The sequence below is a fragment of the Streptomyces sp. NPDC037126 genome, from assembly GCF_055605965.1.
In genome coordinates this window covers 159,105-173,811 of the sequence record NZ_JBVJTD010000019.1, presented here as the reverse complement: position 1 = coordinate 173,811, position 14,707 = coordinate 159,105, and the positions used below count along the sequence as shown (strand labels likewise).

At 66.2% G+C, this 14,707-nt stretch carries 28 protein-coding genes; all 28 read right to left on the bottom strand.

Going from position 1 to position 14,707, the window contains the following annotated elements; genetic code table 11:
• A partial coding sequence (locus tag ACZ7FF_RS33740) for a DNA-directed RNA polymerase subunit alpha (protein ID WP_467593142.1) occupies window positions 1–362 on the bottom strand: 362 nt, incomplete at its 3' end.
• A gap of 152 nt (window positions 363–514) precedes the next feature.
• Entirely contained in the window at window positions 515–919 is a 405-nt protein-coding gene (gene rpsK / locus ACZ7FF_RS33735; protein ID WP_003956432.1) for a 30S ribosomal protein S11, read from the bottom strand.
• A 66-nt stretch (window positions 920–985) separates the two neighbouring features.
• Window positions 986–1,366, bottom strand: a complete 381-nt coding sequence (rpsM, locus tag ACZ7FF_RS33730) for a 30S ribosomal protein S13 (RefSeq protein WP_020135802.1) — start codon at window positions 1,364–1,366, stop codon at window positions 986–988.
• Window positions 1,367–1,554: 188 nt separating this feature from the next.
• Window positions 1,555–1,668, bottom strand: a complete 114-nt coding sequence (gene rpmJ, locus ACZ7FF_RS33725) for a 50S ribosomal protein L36 (protein ID WP_003998809.1) — start codon at window positions 1,666–1,668, stop codon at window positions 1,555–1,557.
• Window positions 1,669–1,728: 60 nt separating this feature from the next.
• The gene (infA, locus tag ACZ7FF_RS33720) at window positions 1,729–1,950 is read right to left on the bottom strand and encodes a translation initiation factor IF-1 (RefSeq protein ID WP_003948620.1); all 222 of its coding nucleotides are present in this window, start codon (window positions 1,948–1,950) and stop codon (window positions 1,729–1,731) included.
• Window positions 1,951–2,157: 207 nt separating this feature from the next.
• The gene (gene map / locus ACZ7FF_RS33715; RefSeq protein ID WP_470817111.1) at window positions 2,158–2,994 is read right to left on the bottom strand and encodes a type I methionyl aminopeptidase; all 837 of its coding nucleotides are present in this window, start codon (window positions 2,992–2,994) and stop codon (window positions 2,158–2,160) included.
• A 98-nt stretch (window positions 2,995–3,092) separates the two neighbouring features.
• Window positions 3,093–3,755, bottom strand: a complete 663-nt coding sequence (locus ACZ7FF_RS33710) for an adenylate kinase (protein ID WP_470817109.1) — start codon at window positions 3,753–3,755, stop codon at window positions 3,093–3,095.
• The gene (gene secY, locus ACZ7FF_RS33705) at window positions 3,755–5,068 is read right to left on the bottom strand and encodes a preprotein translocase subunit SecY (RefSeq protein WP_470817107.1); all 1,314 of its coding nucleotides are present in this window, start codon (window positions 5,066–5,068) and stop codon (window positions 3,755–3,757) included. The genes ACZ7FF_RS33710 and secY overlap by 1 nt, the downstream gene beginning before the upstream one ends.
• A 189-nt stretch (window positions 5,069–5,257) precedes the next feature.
• Window positions 5,258–5,713 (bottom strand): 50S ribosomal protein L15, encoded by a 456-nt coding sequence (gene rplO / locus ACZ7FF_RS33700; RefSeq protein WP_023547373.1) that lies wholly within the window; start codon window positions 5,711–5,713, stop codon window positions 5,258–5,260.
• Between the two features lie 2 nt (window positions 5,714–5,715).
• Entirely contained in the window at window positions 5,716–5,898 is a 183-nt protein-coding gene (gene rpmD / locus ACZ7FF_RS33695; protein ID WP_003974250.1) for a 50S ribosomal protein L30, read from the bottom strand.
• Between the two features lie 2 nt (window positions 5,899–5,900).
• Window positions 5,901–6,506, bottom strand: coding sequence for a 30S ribosomal protein S5 (rpsE, locus tag ACZ7FF_RS33690; protein WP_009190144.1), 606 nt, complete (start codon window positions 6,504–6,506; stop codon window positions 5,901–5,903).
• 39 nt (window positions 6,507–6,545) lie between these two features.
• Complete coding sequence (rplR, locus tag ACZ7FF_RS33685; RefSeq protein ID WP_030860987.1) at window positions 6,546–6,929, bottom strand: 50S ribosomal protein L18; 384 nt, start codon at window positions 6,927–6,929, stop codon at window positions 6,546–6,548.
• Window positions 6,930–6,932: 3 nt separating this feature from the next.
• Window positions 6,933–7,472, bottom strand: coding sequence for a 50S ribosomal protein L6 (rplF, locus tag ACZ7FF_RS33680; RefSeq protein ID WP_470817104.1), 540 nt, complete (start codon window positions 7,470–7,472; stop codon window positions 6,933–6,935).
• A 24-nt stretch (window positions 7,473–7,496) separates the two neighbouring features.
• Window positions 7,497–7,895 carry a 30S ribosomal protein S8 gene (gene rpsH / locus ACZ7FF_RS33675; RefSeq protein ID WP_007384075.1) on the bottom strand — a complete coding sequence of 133 codons (399 nt, stop codon included), beginning with the start codon at window positions 7,893–7,895 and terminating at the stop codon, window positions 7,497–7,499.
• Between the two features lie 212 nt (window positions 7,896–8,107).
• Window positions 8,108–8,293, bottom strand: coding sequence for a type Z 30S ribosomal protein S14 (locus ACZ7FF_RS33670; protein WP_003948630.1), 186 nt, complete (start codon window positions 8,291–8,293; stop codon window positions 8,108–8,110).
• Window positions 8,294–8,298: 5 nt separating this feature from the next.
• Window positions 8,299–8,856, bottom strand: a complete 558-nt coding sequence (gene rplE / locus ACZ7FF_RS33665) for a 50S ribosomal protein L5 (protein ID WP_225825004.1) — start codon at window positions 8,854–8,856, stop codon at window positions 8,299–8,301.
• Window positions 8,856–9,179 (bottom strand): 50S ribosomal protein L24, encoded by a 324-nt coding sequence (rplX, locus tag ACZ7FF_RS33660; protein WP_076097138.1) that lies wholly within the window; start codon window positions 9,177–9,179, stop codon window positions 8,856–8,858. Before rplX ends, rplE begins: the two co-directional genes overlap by 1 nt.
• A gap of 2 nt (window positions 9,180–9,181) precedes the next feature.
• Entirely contained in the window at window positions 9,182–9,550 is a 369-nt protein-coding gene (gene rplN / locus ACZ7FF_RS33655; protein WP_003998823.1) for a 50S ribosomal protein L14, read from the bottom strand.
• A 100-nt stretch (window positions 9,551–9,650) separates the two neighbouring features.
• Window positions 9,651–9,935, bottom strand: coding sequence for a 30S ribosomal protein S17 (rpsQ, locus tag ACZ7FF_RS33650; protein ID WP_153539280.1), 285 nt, complete (start codon window positions 9,933–9,935; stop codon window positions 9,651–9,653).
• Window positions 9,935–10,159: a 50S ribosomal protein L29 gene (rpmC, locus tag ACZ7FF_RS33645; protein ID WP_161226990.1), complete on the bottom strand. Its 225-nt coding sequence runs from the start codon at window positions 10,157–10,159 to the stop codon at window positions 9,935–9,937. Before rpmC ends, rpsQ begins: the two co-directional genes overlap by 1 nt.
• Window positions 10,159–10,578 carry a 50S ribosomal protein L16 gene (rplP, locus tag ACZ7FF_RS33640; RefSeq protein WP_143627890.1) on the bottom strand — a complete coding sequence of 140 codons (420 nt, stop codon included), beginning with the start codon at window positions 10,576–10,578 and terminating at the stop codon, window positions 10,159–10,161. The genes rpmC and rplP overlap by 1 nt, the downstream gene beginning before the upstream one ends.
• Window positions 10,579–10,583: 5 nt before the next feature.
• Window positions 10,584–11,405 (bottom strand): 30S ribosomal protein S3, encoded by an 822-nt coding sequence (gene rpsC / locus ACZ7FF_RS33635; protein ID WP_003998826.1) that lies wholly within the window; start codon window positions 11,403–11,405, stop codon window positions 10,584–10,586.
• Window positions 11,405–11,752 carry a 50S ribosomal protein L22 gene (gene rplV, locus ACZ7FF_RS33630; RefSeq protein WP_003974262.1) on the bottom strand — a complete coding sequence of 116 codons (348 nt, stop codon included), beginning with the start codon at window positions 11,750–11,752 and terminating at the stop codon, window positions 11,405–11,407. The genes rpsC and rplV overlap by 1 nt, the downstream gene beginning before the upstream one ends.
• Before the next feature lie 44 nt (window positions 11,753–11,796).
• On the bottom strand, window positions 11,797–12,078 hold the full coding sequence (gene rpsS, locus ACZ7FF_RS33625) for a 30S ribosomal protein S19 (protein WP_023547380.1): 282 nt from the start codon (window positions 12,076–12,078) through the stop codon (window positions 11,797–11,799).
• Window positions 12,079–12,090: 12 nt separating this feature from the next.
• Window positions 12,091–12,927 (bottom strand): 50S ribosomal protein L2, encoded by an 837-nt coding sequence (gene rplB, locus ACZ7FF_RS33620; protein WP_018543909.1) that lies wholly within the window; start codon window positions 12,925–12,927, stop codon window positions 12,091–12,093.
• 38 nt (window positions 12,928–12,965) lie between these two features.
• Window positions 12,966–13,385, bottom strand: coding sequence for a 50S ribosomal protein L23 (gene rplW / locus ACZ7FF_RS33615; RefSeq protein ID WP_145886671.1), 420 nt, complete (start codon window positions 13,383–13,385; stop codon window positions 12,966–12,968).
• Window positions 13,385–14,041 carry a 50S ribosomal protein L4 gene (gene rplD / locus ACZ7FF_RS33610; RefSeq protein ID WP_470817099.1) on the bottom strand — a complete coding sequence of 219 codons (657 nt, stop codon included), beginning with the start codon at window positions 14,039–14,041 and terminating at the stop codon, window positions 13,385–13,387. Before rplD ends, rplW begins: the two co-directional genes overlap by 1 nt.
• An 8-nt stretch (window positions 14,042–14,049) precedes the next feature.
• The gene (gene rplC / locus ACZ7FF_RS33605) at window positions 14,050–14,694 is read right to left on the bottom strand and encodes a 50S ribosomal protein L3 (RefSeq protein ID WP_266560738.1); all 645 of its coding nucleotides are present in this window, start codon (window positions 14,692–14,694) and stop codon (window positions 14,050–14,052) included.
• Between the last annotated feature and the right edge of the window lie 13 nt (window positions 14,695–14,707).

Below are 14,707 nucleotides of genomic sequence, written 5' to 3'. Positions count from 1 at the left end.
GGGTTGTGCACCTCGACACCGGCCGGGGGCGCGATGTCGGCGGCGGTGACCAGACCCGGACCCTGCTTGCGCAGGTACATCACGACCGGCTCGTCGTGCTCCGAGGAGACGACCAGCTGCTTGATGTTGAGGATCAGGTCGGTGACGTCCTCCTTGACGCCCGGCACGGTGGTGAACTCGTGCAGCACGCCGTCGATCCGGATGCTCGTGACAGCGGCACCGGGAATCGAGGACAGGAGGGTACGACGGAGGGAGTTGCCGAGGGTGTAGCCGAAGCCCGGCTCCAGCGGCTCGATCACGAACCGGGAGCGGAACTCGTCGACGACCTCTTCGGTCAACGAGGGACGCTGAGCGATCAGCATGTGTGGATCAGATCCTTCATTCGTGGACGCCCGCTATTTGACGTCCGACGGAATCCGCACCAATGAGCGGTGCGGTTACTGCAAGGGTACGGGCGGCACGACCCGAATGAGCCGTACCGCCCGGAACCTCTGCTCTGCGAAGCAGCCGTGCGTCAGACGCGGCGGCGCTTCGGCGGGCGGCAGCCGTTGTGCGGGGTCGGGGTGACGTCCTGGATGGAGCCGACCTCGAGGCCCGTGGCCTGCAGGGAGCGGATCGCGGTCTCACGACCGGAACCCGGGCCCTTCACGAACACGTCGACCTTGCGCATGCCGTGCTCCTGGGCGCGGCGGGCAGCCGACTCGGCGGCCATCTGCGCGGCGAACGGCGTGGACTTCCGGGAGCCCTTGAAGCCGACGTGGCCGGCGGAGGCCCAGGAGATCACGTTGCCGGACGGGTCCGTGATCGAGACGATCGTGTTGTTGAACGTGCTCTTGATGTGCGCGTGGCCGTGAGCGACGTTCTTCTTTTCCTTGCGGCGCACCTTCTTGGCAGCGCCCTGACGACCCTTGGGGGGCATCTATAACTCCTACGGGAGGTGGTCGGTCCTACAGCGAAGACCGCTGGACGGCGAGTCCGCTGCGGACTACTTCTTGCCCGGCTTCTTCTTGCCGGCGATGGCGCGACGCGGGCCCTTGCGGGTGCGGGCGTTGGTGCTGGTGCGCTGACCGCGGACGGGCAGACCGCGACGGTGACGGAGACCCTGGTAGCAGCCGATCTCGACCTTGCGGCGGATGTCGGCCTGGATCTCGCGACGGAGGTCACCCTCGGTCTTGATGTTGTTGTCCACGTACTCGCGGATCGCGACCAGCTGCTCTTCGCTCAGGTCACGAACACGGGTGTTCGGGTCGATGCCCGTCTCCGCCAGCGTCTGCTGGGAAAGGGTCCGGCCGATGCCGAACACGTAGGTGAGGGCGACCTCCACGCGCTTTTCGCGCGGGATGTCAACACCGGAAACGCGTGCCACTTAATGGCTCCTGGTGATCTTCGGAGGTCTTCCGCAGAGCCGTCTCCCGGCCGCCGTACTAGGTACGAACCGAGTCCCCGGCCTCCGAACCGGGGGTGTCGAGCTGGATGGCTCGGGCTCTGCGTATGAACAAATTCAGCTCGCGTCGCGCGAAACTCTGCGATAGAGGTGCAGAGGGTGGTCGTGCGTCAGCCCTGGCGCTGCTTGTGGCGCGGGTTCTCGCAGATGACCATGACCCGACCGTGACGGCGGATCACCCTGCACTTGTCGCAGATCTTCTTGACGCTCGGCTTGACCTTCATTGGGTGAGGTTCTCCGGGTCAGTGCCATCGCTCCGGGCAGGCCCGGGGCGCGGGCAAGATCTACTTGTACCGGTAGACGATCCGGCCACGAGTCAGGTCGTACGGAGACAGCTCCACCACGACCCGGTCGTCAGGGAGGATACGGATGTAGTGCATACGCATCTTGCCGCTGATGTGTGCCAGGACCTGGTGGCCGTTCTGGAGCTCGACCTTGAACATGGCGTTCGGCAGAGACTCGACGACAGTGCCCTCGATCTCGATGGCACCTTGCTTCTTGGCCACGCTTCGCCCTTCGAATCGACTACCTTGATCGACTCTCTCGCTTCCCTTACGGGGCGCATGCGGACATGCGGGTGCACGAGAGCCGACGAGTCAGTCTACGTCAGCGCGTCGAAAAAGACGAATTCACCCATGCACCACGCCTGCTCACAACGATGCCCCGCCCATCGGCAAGGTATGCACGACGGACGGGGCGAGCAGCGGCCCTGTTCAGCCGAGCGGATCCGGGGCCGCCGTGATGCCGTACTCCGCCAGCTTGGCCCTGCCCCCGTCGGGAGCGGTCAGCACCAGCGGGCCGTGCTCGGTGAGGGCCACCGAGTGCTCCCAGTGCGAGGACCAGGTGCCGTCGGTCGTGATGACGGTCCAGTCGTCGGAGAGCACCTCGGTGCGCGGCGTGCCGAGCGAGACCATCGGCTCGATGGCCAGGCAGAAGCCGGTCACCAGCTTGGGGCCCTTGCCGCGGCGACGGTCGACGTAGTTCAGCAGGTGCGGGTCCATGTGCATCTCGGTGCCGATGCCGTGGCCGCCGTAGTCCTCGATGATCCCGTACTTGCCGCCGCCCGGCTTCGGCTGGCGGCGGATGTAGGTCTCGATCGCCCGGGAGACGTCGACCAGGCGGTTGCCCTGCTTCATGGCCGCGATGCCGGCCCACATCGACTCCTCGGTCACCCGGGAGAGCTCGATCAGCTCCGGAGCGTGCCCGGAGCCCACGAACGCGGTGTAGGCCGCGTCGCCGTGCCAGCCGTCGACGATCGCGCCGCAGTCGATGGAGATGATGTCGCCGTCCTTGAGGACGACCTCGTCGGAGGGGATGCCGTGGACGACGACGTCGTTCACCGAGGTGCAGATGGTCGCCGGGAAGCCGCCGTAGCCGAGGAAGTTCGACTTGGCGCCGTGCTCGGCGAGGACCTTGCGGGCGACCTCGTCCAGATCCTTGGTGGAGGCGCCCGGCACCGCGGCCTCACGGGTGGCCGCGTGGATGGCGGCTACGACCAGGCCCGCCGCACGCATCTTGGCGATCTGCTCGGGGGTCTTGATCTGCACCATGGGGCCTGCGCTCTCCGTCACTCACGTCGGCTGGGTTACGTACACAACAGTACGGCCGCGGCGCCCGGGCAGGGCACCGCGGCCGGAAGGACCGTGATCTACTTCTCGGCCTTCTCGCGCTTGAGGGCCTCCAGCGCCCGCTGCGTGATCTCGTCCACCGGGCCCAGGGACGAGATCGTCACGACCAGGCCCTGCGCCTTGTAGTAGTCGATGATCGGCTCGGTCTGCGTGTGGTAGACCTCCAGCCGCGTGCGGACGGTGTCCTCGGAGTCGTCGTCGCGCTGGTACAGCTCACCGCCGCAGACGTCGCACACGCCCTCCTGCTTCGGCGGGCTGTACGTCACGTGGAAGACGTGCGAGGAGTCGTTGCGGCAGATGCGCCGACCGGCGATCCGCTTCACGACCTCGTCCTCGGGGACCTCCAGGTCCAGGACGGCGTCCAGCGTGATGCGCTCGGACTCCAGCAGCTGGTCCAGCGCCTCGGCCTGCGAGACGTTGCGCGGGAAGCCGTCGAGCAGGAAGCCGTTCACCGCGTCCGGCTGCTCCATGCGGTCCTTGGCCATCGCGATGGTGACCTCGTCCGGCACCAGCTCGCCGCGGTCCATGTAGGACTTCGCCAGCTTGCCCAGCTCGGTCTGCCGGCTGATGTTGGCCCGGAACAGATCACCCGTGGAGATGTGCGGGATGGCCAGCTGCTCTGCCAGCCGGACGGCCTGCGTTCCCTTACCGGCACCCGGCGGCCCGACGAGGACGATACGCATCAGCGGAGGAACCCTTCGTAATTGCGCTGCTGGAGCTGGCTCTCGATCTGCTTCACCGTCTCGAGACCGACACCCACGATGATCAGGATGCTGGTACCACCGAACGGGAAGTTCTGGCTTGCCCCGAAGCCCACCAACGCCATTGTCGGTACGAGAGCGATCAGACCCAGATACAGCGAACCCGGCCAGGTGATCCGGTTGAGCACGTAGCTGAGGTACTCAGCGGTCGGTCGGCCAGCCCGGATGCCCGGGATGAAGCCACCATACTTCTTCATGTTGTCGGCGACTTCCTCGGGGTTGAAGGAGATCGCCACGTAGAAGAACGCGAAGAACACGATGAGCAAGAAGTACATAGTGATGTAAATCGGGTGGTCGCCCTTGGTCAGGTTCTGCTGGACCCACTGCTTCCAGCCCGAGTTACCCCCCGCGAACTGCGCCACGAGTGCGGGGATGTAGAGCAGCGACGAGGCGAAGATGACCGGAATCACACCCGCCTGGTTCACCTTGAGCGGGATGTACGTGGACGTACCACCGTAGGAACGACGGCCGATCATCCGCTTCGCGTACTGCACGGGGATGCGGCGCTGGGCCTGCTCCACGAAGACCACGAGCCCGACCATGACCAGGCCCACCAGGATCACGGTGCCGAACTCGATCCAGCCGCCGGCCAGGGTGCCCTGCTTCTTGATCGCCCACAGCGCGGACGGGAAGGTCGCGGCGATCGAGATGAACATCAGGATCGACATGCCGTTGCCGATACCGCGGTCGGTGATCAGCTCGCCGAGCCACATCACCACGGCCGTGCCGGCGGTCATGCAGACGACCATCGTGATCGTCGTGAAGATCGACTGGTTCGGGACGATGCTCTGGGCGACCGAGCACCCGTTGAAGAGCGCGCCGCTGCGGGCGGTGGCGACCAGGCCGGTGCCCTGCAGGATGGCGAGCGCGACGGTCAGGTAGCGGGTGTACTGCGTGACCTTCGCCGTCCCTGCCTGGCCTTCCTTCTTCAGGGCTTCCAGGCGGGGGATGACCACGGTCAGCAGCTGAAGGATGATGCTGGCCGTGATGTAGGGCATGATGCCGAGCGCGAAGACCGTGATCTGCAGCAGAGCGCCTCCGCTGAACATGTTGATCATGCCGAAGAGCCCCTGGTTGCCAGAGGCCTCCTTTACACACTGCTGCACAGACGCGTAGTTCACGCCCGGGATCGGGATGTGGGTACCGATCCGGTAGACCACGATGATGGCCAGCGTGAAGAGCAGTTTCTTGCGCAGGTCGGGCGTCCTGAACGCCCGGGCGAACGCGGTGAGCACGGTGCCTCCTGCGACCCCCGCGCAAGTGCGTCAAGGGTGACGGTCTGAGGTTCGACGAATACGAAAAAGGAACGGTGCAGGCCACCTTACCGGCGACGCTCCCCCGCTGGAACGACCAACCGGGGATACCCCATTGTGAGGTATCCCCGGTCGGGTTCGTCTACGTCATCGAGGCGCCTGAGAAAACGCTCAGACGAGCTCGGTGACCGTACCGCCCGCGGCGGTGATCTTCTCCTTGGCGGAGCCGGAGACGGCGTCGACCGTCACCTGCAGCGCCACGGAGATCTCGCCCTGGCCGAGGACCTTGACGAGGCTGTTCTTGCGAACGGCACCCTTGGCCACCAGACCCTCGACCGTGACCTCGCCACCCTCGGGGTAGAGCGCGGCCAGCTTGTCCAGGTTCACGACCTGGAACTCGGTCTTGAAGGGGTTCTTGAAGCCCTTCAGCTTCGGGAGGCGCATGTGGAGCGGCATCTGGCCACCCTCGAAGCGCTCCGGAACCTGGTAACGGGCCTTGGTGCCCTTGGTACCACGACCGGCCGTCTTACCCTTCGACGCCTCACCACGACCGACACGGGTCTTCGCGGTCTTGGCGCCGGGGGCGGGACGGAGGTTGTGGATCTTGAGCGGGTTCTGCTCCGCCATGATCAGTCGACCTCCTCGACCGTCACGAGGTGGCGGACGGTGTGCACCATGCCGCGGAACTCGGGGCGGTCCTCCTTGACGACCTGCGTGTTGATGCCCTTGAGACCAAGGGAACGCAGGGTGTCACGGTGGTTCTGCTTGCTGCCGATGTAGGACTTGACCTGCGTGATCTTGAGCTGCGCCATGATTACGCACCCGCCCCGGCACGCGCACGAAGGAGAGCCGCGGGGGCGACGTCCTCGAGGGGCAGACCACGGCGGGCCGCGATCTCCTCGGGACGCTGCAGGCCCTTCAGGGCCTCCACGGTCGCGTGCACGATGTTGATGGCGTTGTCGGAGCCGAGCGACTTCGACAGCACGTCGTGGATACCGGCGCACTCGAGCACGGCACGCACCGGGCCACCGGCGATAACACCGGTACCGGGGGACGCGGGCTTGAGCAGGACGACGCCGGCAGCCTTCTCACCCTGGATGGGGTGCGGGATGGTGCCCTGGATACGGGGGACCTTGAAGAAGTGCTTCTTGGCCTCCTCAACACCCTTGGCGATGGCGGCCGGCACCTCCTTGGCCTTGCCGTAACCGACACCCACGGTGCCGTCACCATCGCCCACCACGACCAGCGCGGTGAAGCTGAAGCGACGACCACCCTTCACAACCTTGGCGACGCGGTTGATCGCGACAACGCGCTCAACGTACGCGGTCTTCTCGGCGGCAGCAGCGCCGCCGTCACGGCCCTTCCGGTCCCGCCGCTCGCCGCCACCGGCACCGCCACCGCGGCGCTGGGGTCCAGCCATTGGAATTACCTCTCTCTTTTTCCGCTAGCTACGGCAGGCTCAGAACTTGAGCCCGGCTTCGCGGGCGGCGTCCGCCAGGGCGGCGATGCGCCCGGCGTACTGGTTGCCACCACGGTCGAACACGACAGCCTCGACACCGGCGGCCTTGGCACGCTCGGCGACCAGGGCGCCGACCTGCTTGGCCTGCGCGGACTTGTCGCCCTCGCCACCACGGACCGACGCGTCCAGCGTGGACGCGGAAGCCAGGGTGTGGCCCTTGAGGTCGTCGATCACCTGCGCCACGATGTGGCGGTTGGAGCGGGTCACGACCAGACGGGGACGCTCCGCCGTACCGGCGATCCGCTTGCGGATCCGGATGTGACGGCGCTTGATCGCGGCGCGCTTGTAGGCGTCGCCCTTGAGGATCTTCTGCCCGTATGCCATGGCTTACTTACCCGCCTTTCCGACCTTGCGGCGGATGACTTCGCCCTCGTACTTGACACCCTTGGCCTTGTACGGGTCGGGCTTGCGCAGCTTGCGGATGTTGGCCGCAACCTCGCCGACCTTCTGCTTGTCGATGCCCTCGACCTGGAAGCGGGTCGGGGTCTCCACCTTGAAGGTGATTCCCTCGGGCGCCTCGACGGTGATCGGGTGGCTGTAGCCGAGCGCGAACTCGAGGTTCGAGCCCTTGGCCGTCACGCGGTAACCGACACCGCTGATCTCGAGCTTCTTCACGTAACCCTGGGTCACGCCGGTGATCATGTTCGCCACCAGCGTGCGGGACAGGCCGTGCAGGGCCTTGCTCTGACGCTCGTCGTTGGGGCGGGTCACCTGCAGGGTGCCGTCCTCGCCCTTGGCGATGTCGATCGGCGCAACGACGGTGTGGGTCAGTTCGCCCTTGGGGCCCTTGACCTTGACCGTACGGCCGTCGATGGTGACGTCCACGCCGGCGGGAACCGTGATGGGGAGCTTGCCAATACGCGACATAGCTGTTTCCTCCGTTCCCTTCCGTTACCAGACGTAGGCGAGGACTTCCCCACCCACGCCCTTCTTGCCGGCCTGCTTGTCGGTGAGGAGCCCGTGCGACGTGGAGATGATCGCCACGCCGAGGCCGCCCAGCACCTTCGGCAGGTTGGTGGACTTCGCGTACACCCGGAGACCGGGCTTGGAGATCCGCTTGATGCCCGCGATGGAGCGCTCACGGTTCGGGCCGAACTTCAGCTCGAGAACGAGGTTCTTACCGACCTCGGCGTCCTCGACCTTCCAGCCCGTGATGAAGCCCTCCTGCTGGAGGATCTCCGCGATGTGCGACTTGATCTTCGATGCCGGCATCGTCACGGAGTCGTGGTATGCCGAGTTCGCGTTCCGCAGACGCGTAAGCATGTCTGCGATCGGATCAGTCATGGTCATGAATTGGCCTTCGGCCTCTCTCGCCGGGGTTTCCTGGTGCGCCATCCCTCTCCCCGATCCGAGACGGGACGGGTGCGGCGCGGTGGACCTACGGCGTAGTAAGTCGTACGGGCGCGGCAGACGCCCAACCCCACAAGCCTACGGCATGCGGAGAAGGGCCCCTGCCGACCCAGATGCTTACCGAGAGCCCTGAGAATCCCTGAAAGTGGGGATTACCAGGAGCTCTTGGTCACGCCCGGCAGCTCGCCACGGTGAGCCATCTCACGAAGGCACACGCGGCACAGGCCGAACTTGCGGTACACGGAGTGCGGACGGCCGCAGCGCTGGCAGCGGGTGTAGCCACGCACACCGAACTTGGGCTTGCGAGCAGCCTTGGCAATCAGAGCCTTCTTCGCCATCTCGCTCACGCCTCCTTGAACGGGAAGCCGAGGTGACGAAGGAGCGCGCGGCCCTCAGCGTCGTTGGTCGCCGTGGTGACCACGGTGATGTCCATACCCCGGGTACGGTCGATCTTGTCCTGGTCGATCTCGTGGAACATGACCTGCTCCGTGAGACCGAAGGTGTAGTTGCCACGGCCGTCGAACTGCTTGGGGGACAGGCCGCGGAAGTCGCGGATGCGCGGCAGCGCGAGCGACAGGGTGCGGTCCAGGAACTCCCACATGCGGTCGCCACGGAGCGTGACGTGGGCACCGATCGGCTGACCCTCGCGCAGCTTGAACTGCGCGATGGACTTGCGGGCCTTGGTGACGGCCGGCTTCTGACCGGTGATGGTGGTCAGGTCGCGGATCGCGCCGTCGATCAGCTTCGAGTCACGGGCGGCGTCGCCGACACCCATGTTGACCACGATCTTGACGAGGCCGGGGATCTGCATGACGTTCTCGTACTTGAACTCGTCACGCAGCTTGCCCGCGATCTCCTCGCGGTACTTCTGCTTCAGACGCGGAGTGGTGGTGGTAGCCATCAGATGTCCTCACCCGTCCGCTTGGCAACGCGGATCTTGTTGCCCTCATCGTCGAAGCGGTAGCCGACACGCGTGACGACCTTCTGACCGTCCTTCTCCACGACCAGCTGGACGTTGGAGACGTGGATCGGCGCCTCGGTGGTCACGATGCCGCCGGCCTGGGAACCGCGAGCGGTCGGACCGGCCTTGGTGTGCTTCTTGACCCGGTTGACACCCTCGACCAGGACGCGCTCCTCGCGCGGGTAAGCGGCAATGACCTTGCCCTGCTTGCCCTTGTCCTTGCCGGTGATGACCTGGACCAGGTCGCCCTTCTTGATCTTCATGCTTACAGCACCTCCGGCGCGAGCGAGATGATCTTCATGAACTTCTTCTCGCGCAGCTCACGGCCGACCGGGCCGAAGATACGGGTGCCGCGAGGGTCGCCGTCGTTCTTCAGAATGACGGCGGCGTTCTCGTCGAAGCGGATGTACGAGCCGTCCGGACGGCGGCGCTCCTTGACGGTGCGAACGATGACCGCCTTGACGACGTCACCCTTCTTCACGTTGCCACCGGGGATCGCGTCCTTGACGGTGGCGACGATGACGTCACCGATGCCCGCGTAGCGGCGACCGGAGCCACCGAGCACACGGATGCAAAGGATTTCCTTCGCACCAGTGTTGTCGGCGACACGCAGTCGCGACTCCTGCTGGATCACGTCTATCTCCTGTTTGTCTGCCGGTTCCCCGGGGGCCGCTCAACCGAGCGGCCCCCGGAGCCTGGCGGAACTGTCCTGCGAGGGGCGCCCCGCAGGAGAATTACTTGGCCTTCTCGAGGATCTCGACGACGCGCCAGCGCTTCGTCGCGGACAGCGGCCGGGTCTCCATGAGGAGGACGCGGTCGCCGACACCCGCGGCGTTCTGCTCGTCGTGCGCCTTGAGCTTGTTCGTACGGCGGATGACCTTGCCGTACAGCGCGTGCTTGACACGGTCCTCGACGGCGACGACGACGGTCTTGTCCATCTTGTCGCTGACGACGAGACCCTCACGGGTCTTGCGGAAACCGCGCGCCTCGGTGTTCTCAGTCACGTTCTTCTCGCTCATCAGGCGTTCTCCACCGTCTCGATGCCGAGCTCACGCTCACGCATGAGGGTGTAGATCCGGGCGATGTCCTTGCGGACCGCCTTCAGACGGCCGTGGTTCTCGAGCTGCCCGGTCGCCGCCTGGAAGCGGAGGTTGAACAGCTCTTCCTTGGCCTCGCGGAGCTTCGCCAGAAGCTCCTCGTTGTCCAGCTCGCGCAGCTCGGACGCCTTGGTACCGGCCGACATCACGCTTCACCTGCCTCGCGCTTGACGATCCGGCACTTCATCGGCAGCTTGTGGGCCGCACGAAGCAGCGCCTCACGGGCGATCTTCTCGTTGGGGTACGACAGCTCGAACATCACGCGTCCGGGCTTGACGTTGGCGATCCACCACTCCGGAGAACCCTTACCGGAACCCATGCGGGTCTCGGCAGGCTTCTTGGTGAGGGGACGGTCCGGGTAGATGTTGATCCAGACCTTGCCACCACGCTTGATGTGACGCGTCATGGCGATACGAGCGGCCTCGATCTGGCGGTTCGTCACATACGCCGGGGTGAGCGCCTGGATGCCGTACTCGCCGAACGCAACCTGAGTACCGCCCTTGGCAGCGCCGCTGCGCTTCGGGTGGTGCTGCTTGCGGTGCTTGACCCTACGGGGGATCAGCATTTCGGTCAGGCCTCCGTTCCGGTGCTCTCAGCCGGAGCGGACGCGGGAGCCTCGGCCTTGGGGGCCTCGGCGCCGGCAGCCTGCTGCGGCTTGCGACCGCGCCGCTCGCCACCACGGCCACCACGGGCCGGGCGGTCGGCACCACCACGGGCCGGGCGGTTACCCGCACGGGCCGCAGCGTTCTCGGCGCGGACCTCGGCGATGTTCTTGACGTCGCCCTTGTAGATCCAGACCTTCACACCGATACGGCCGAAGGTCGTCTTGGCCTCGAAGAAGCCGTAGTCCACGTTCGCACGGAGCGTGTGCAGGGGCACGCGGCCCTCGCGGTAGAACTCCGAGCGGGACATCTCGGCGCCACCGAGGCGGCCACCGCACTGGATCTTGATGCCCTTGGCGCCGGCCTTCATCGCCGACTGCATGCTCTTGCGCATGGCACGGCGGAAGGAGACGCGGGAGGAGAGCTGCTCGGCAACGGCCTGAGCAACCAGCTGAGCGTCCGTCTCGGGGTTCTTGACCTCGAGGATGTTCAGCTGGACCTGCTTGCCCGTGAGCTTCTCGAGGTCACCGCGGATGCGGTCGGCCTCGGCGCCACGGCGGCCGATGACGATGCCCGGACGAGCGGTGTGGATGTCCACCCGCACGCGGTCACGGGTGCGCTCGATCTCAACCTTCGAGATGCCGGCGCGCTCCATGCCGGACGTCATCATCCGACGGATGGCGACGTCTTCCTTGACGTAGTCCTTGTACAGCTTGTCGGCGTACCAACGCGACTTGAAGTCGGTCGTGACACCGAGCCGGAACCCATGCGGGTTAACCTTCTGGCCCATTACCGGGTTCCTTCCTTGCTGCTGACGACCACGGTGATGTGGCTGGTCCGCTTGCGGATCCGGTAGGCACGGCCCTGGGCGCGCGGCCGGAACCGCTTCAGGGTCGGACCCTCGTCGACGTACGCCTCGGAGATGAAGAGGCTGTCGGCGTCGGTGTGGTCGTAGTTGTGCGCGGCGTTGGCGATGGCGCTGTCGAGCACCTTGCCGACCGGCACGGAGGCTGCCTGCGGAGCGAATCGCAGAACAGCCTGAGCCTCCGTGGCATCCATGCCACGGATAAGGTCCACCACGCGGCGGGCCTTCATGGGCGTAACGCGGATGTACCGCGCCTGGGCCCTGGCTTCCATGGTTGTCCCTCTCAGTTACTTACGTGTCTGAATGCGATCCGCTACTAGCGGCGCTTCGACTTCCGGTCTTCCTTGACGTGGCCCCGGAAGGTGCGCGTCGGCGAGAACTCGCCGAGCTTGTGGCCGACCATCGACTCGGTGACGAACACCGGGATGTGGGTCTTGCCGTTGTGCACCGCGAGCGTGTGGCCGAGCATGGCCGGGACGATCATGGAGCGACGGGACCAGGTCTTGATGACGTTCTTGGTGCCGGCTTCGTTCTGGGCGTCCACCTTCTTGATCAGGTGGTCGTCGACGAAGGGCCCCTTCTTCAGGCTACGAGGCATCTCAACCCGTCCTTAGCGCTTCTTGTTCGTCTTGCGGCGGCGGACGATGTACTTGTTCGACGCCTTCTTGGGCGAACGAGTACGGCCTTCCTTCTTGCCCCACGGGGACACAGGGTGGCGACCACCGGAGGTCCGGCCCTCACCACCACCGTGCGGGTGGTCAACCGGGTTCATCACGACACCACGGACGGTCGGGCGAACGCCCAGCCACCGCTTACGGCCGGCCTTACCCCAGTTGATGTTGCTCTGCTCGGCGTTGCCGACCTCGCCGACGGTGGCGCGGCAGCGGACGTCGACGAGACGGATCTCGCCGGACGGCATGCGCAGGTGGGCGTAGGCGCCCTCCTTCGCGAGCAGCTGCACGGAGGCACCGGCGGAACGGGCGAACTTGGCACCGCCACCGGGACGGAGCTCGATCGCGTGGATCGTGGTACCGACCGGGATGTTGCGGAGGGCCAGGTTGTTGCCCGGCTTGATGTCGGCCCCGGGACCGTTCTCGACGCGGTCACCCTGCTGCAGGTTGCGCGGGGCGAGGATGTAGCGCTTCTCGCCGTCGGCGTAGTGCAGCAGCGCGATGCGCGCGGTGCGGTTGGGGTCGTACTCGATGTGCGCGACCTTCGCCGGCACGCCGTCCTTGTCGTGACGACGGAAGTCGATCACGCGGTAGGCGCGCTTGTGTCCGCCACCCTGGTGGCGAACGGTCACACGACCGGCGTTGTTACGGCCGCCCTTGCTGTGCAGGGGGCGGACCAGCGACTTCTCCGGCGTGGACCGCGTGACCTCGACGAAGTCGGCGACGCTGGCGCCACGACGGCCCGGCGTAGTCGGCTTGTACTTGCGGATTCCCATTTCTCAGTCCTCGTCCGATATCGGACGATCCGACCCGCTTACGCGGTCGGACCGCCGAAGATGTCGATACGGTCGCCCTCGGCGAGGGTCACGATCGCGCGCTTGCTGCCGGCGCGCTGACCGAAGCCGGTCTTCGTGCGCTTGCGCTTGCCCTGGCGGTTGATCGTGTTGACCCCGGTGACCTTGACCGAGAAGACCGCCTGGACGGCCTGCTTGATCTGGGTCTTGTTGGCGTTCGGGTCGACGATGAACGTGTACTTGTTCTCGTCGAGGAGCGCGTAGCTCTTCTCCGAGACGACCGGCTTCAGCAGGACGTCACGGGGGTCCGTGTACGACTTGCTCAGCGGGGTCTCGACGGTGTTCTTGCCCTCGGTGGCGTGGCGACGCGCCTTGGCGACGCGCGCGGCCTTGGCGGCCTTGGCGGCCTTCGAGGCAATGCTCGGGTGACGCGTAGCCATCAGGCCTCGCTCCCTTCGGTGTCAGCGGCCTTGGGGCCAGACACGAAGGACTCGAAAGCGGCCTGGGTGAAGACCACGTCGTCCGAGACGAGAACGTCGTACGTGTTCAGCTGGCCCGGCTCCAGGATGTGGACCTGGGGCAGGTTGCGGGCGGACAGCCACGCGGCCTCGTCGGCGCGGTCGACGACCAGGAGCAGGTTCTTGCGCTCCGAGATCTTGCCGAACAGCGACCTGGCGGCCTTCGTGGAGGGGTTCGCGCCCTCGACCACGCCGGAGACGACGTGGATGCGGTTGTGACGCGCCCGGTCGGTGAGGGCGTGGCGCAGGGCCGCGGCCTTCATCTTCTTCGGGGTGCGCTGCGAGTAGTCACGCGGCACGGGACCGTGCACGACGCCACCACCGGCGAACTGCGGCGCGCGGGTCGAGCCCTGACGGGCGCGGCCGGTGCCCTTCTGGCGGTACGGCTTCTTGCCGCCACCACGGACTTCGCCACGGGTCTTGGTCTTGTGCGTGCCCTGACGGGCAGCGGCCAGCTGCGCGACGACGACCTGGTGGATCAGCGGAATGCTGATCTTCTCCACGTCGAAGATCTCCGCGGGGAGCTCGACGGAACCGGCCTTCTCGCCCGCCGGCGAAAGGATGTCAACAGTGCTCATCGGTTACCTCAGGCCCCCTTGGCCGCGGTGCGGACCAGGACGAGGCCGCCGTTCGGACCGGGAACCGCGCCCTTGATGAGCAGCAGACCCTTCTCCGCGTCAACGGCGTGGACGGTCAGGTTCTGGGTGGTGACCCGCTCGTTGCCCATGCGACCCGCCATGCGGAGGCCCTTGAACACGCGGCCCGGGGTGGCGCAGCCACCGATGGAACCGGGCGAGCGGTGCTTGCGCTGGGTGCCGTGTCCGGCGCCGAGGCCCTTGAAGTTGTGACGCTTCATGACACCGGCGAAGCCCTTGCCCTTGCTCTTGCCGGTCACGTCGACCTTGATGCCGGCCTCGAACACCTCGGCGGTGATCTCCTGGCCGAGGGTGTACTCGCCGGCGTCAGCGGTACGGATCTCGACGAGGTGGCGGCGGGGAGTGACGTCGGCCTTGGCGAAGTGGCCCTTGAGGGGCTTGTTCACCTTGCGCGGGTCGATCTCGCCGAAGGCGATCTGGACGGACTCGTAGCCGTCGACATCGTTCGTACGGACCTGGGTGACGACGTTGGGGCCGGCCTTGACGACGGTGACCGGAACAACACGGTTGTTCTCGTCCCACACCTGCGTCATGCCGAGCTTCTCGCCCAGGATGCCCTTGATCTGCTTAGCCATTCTCAGCCCACCA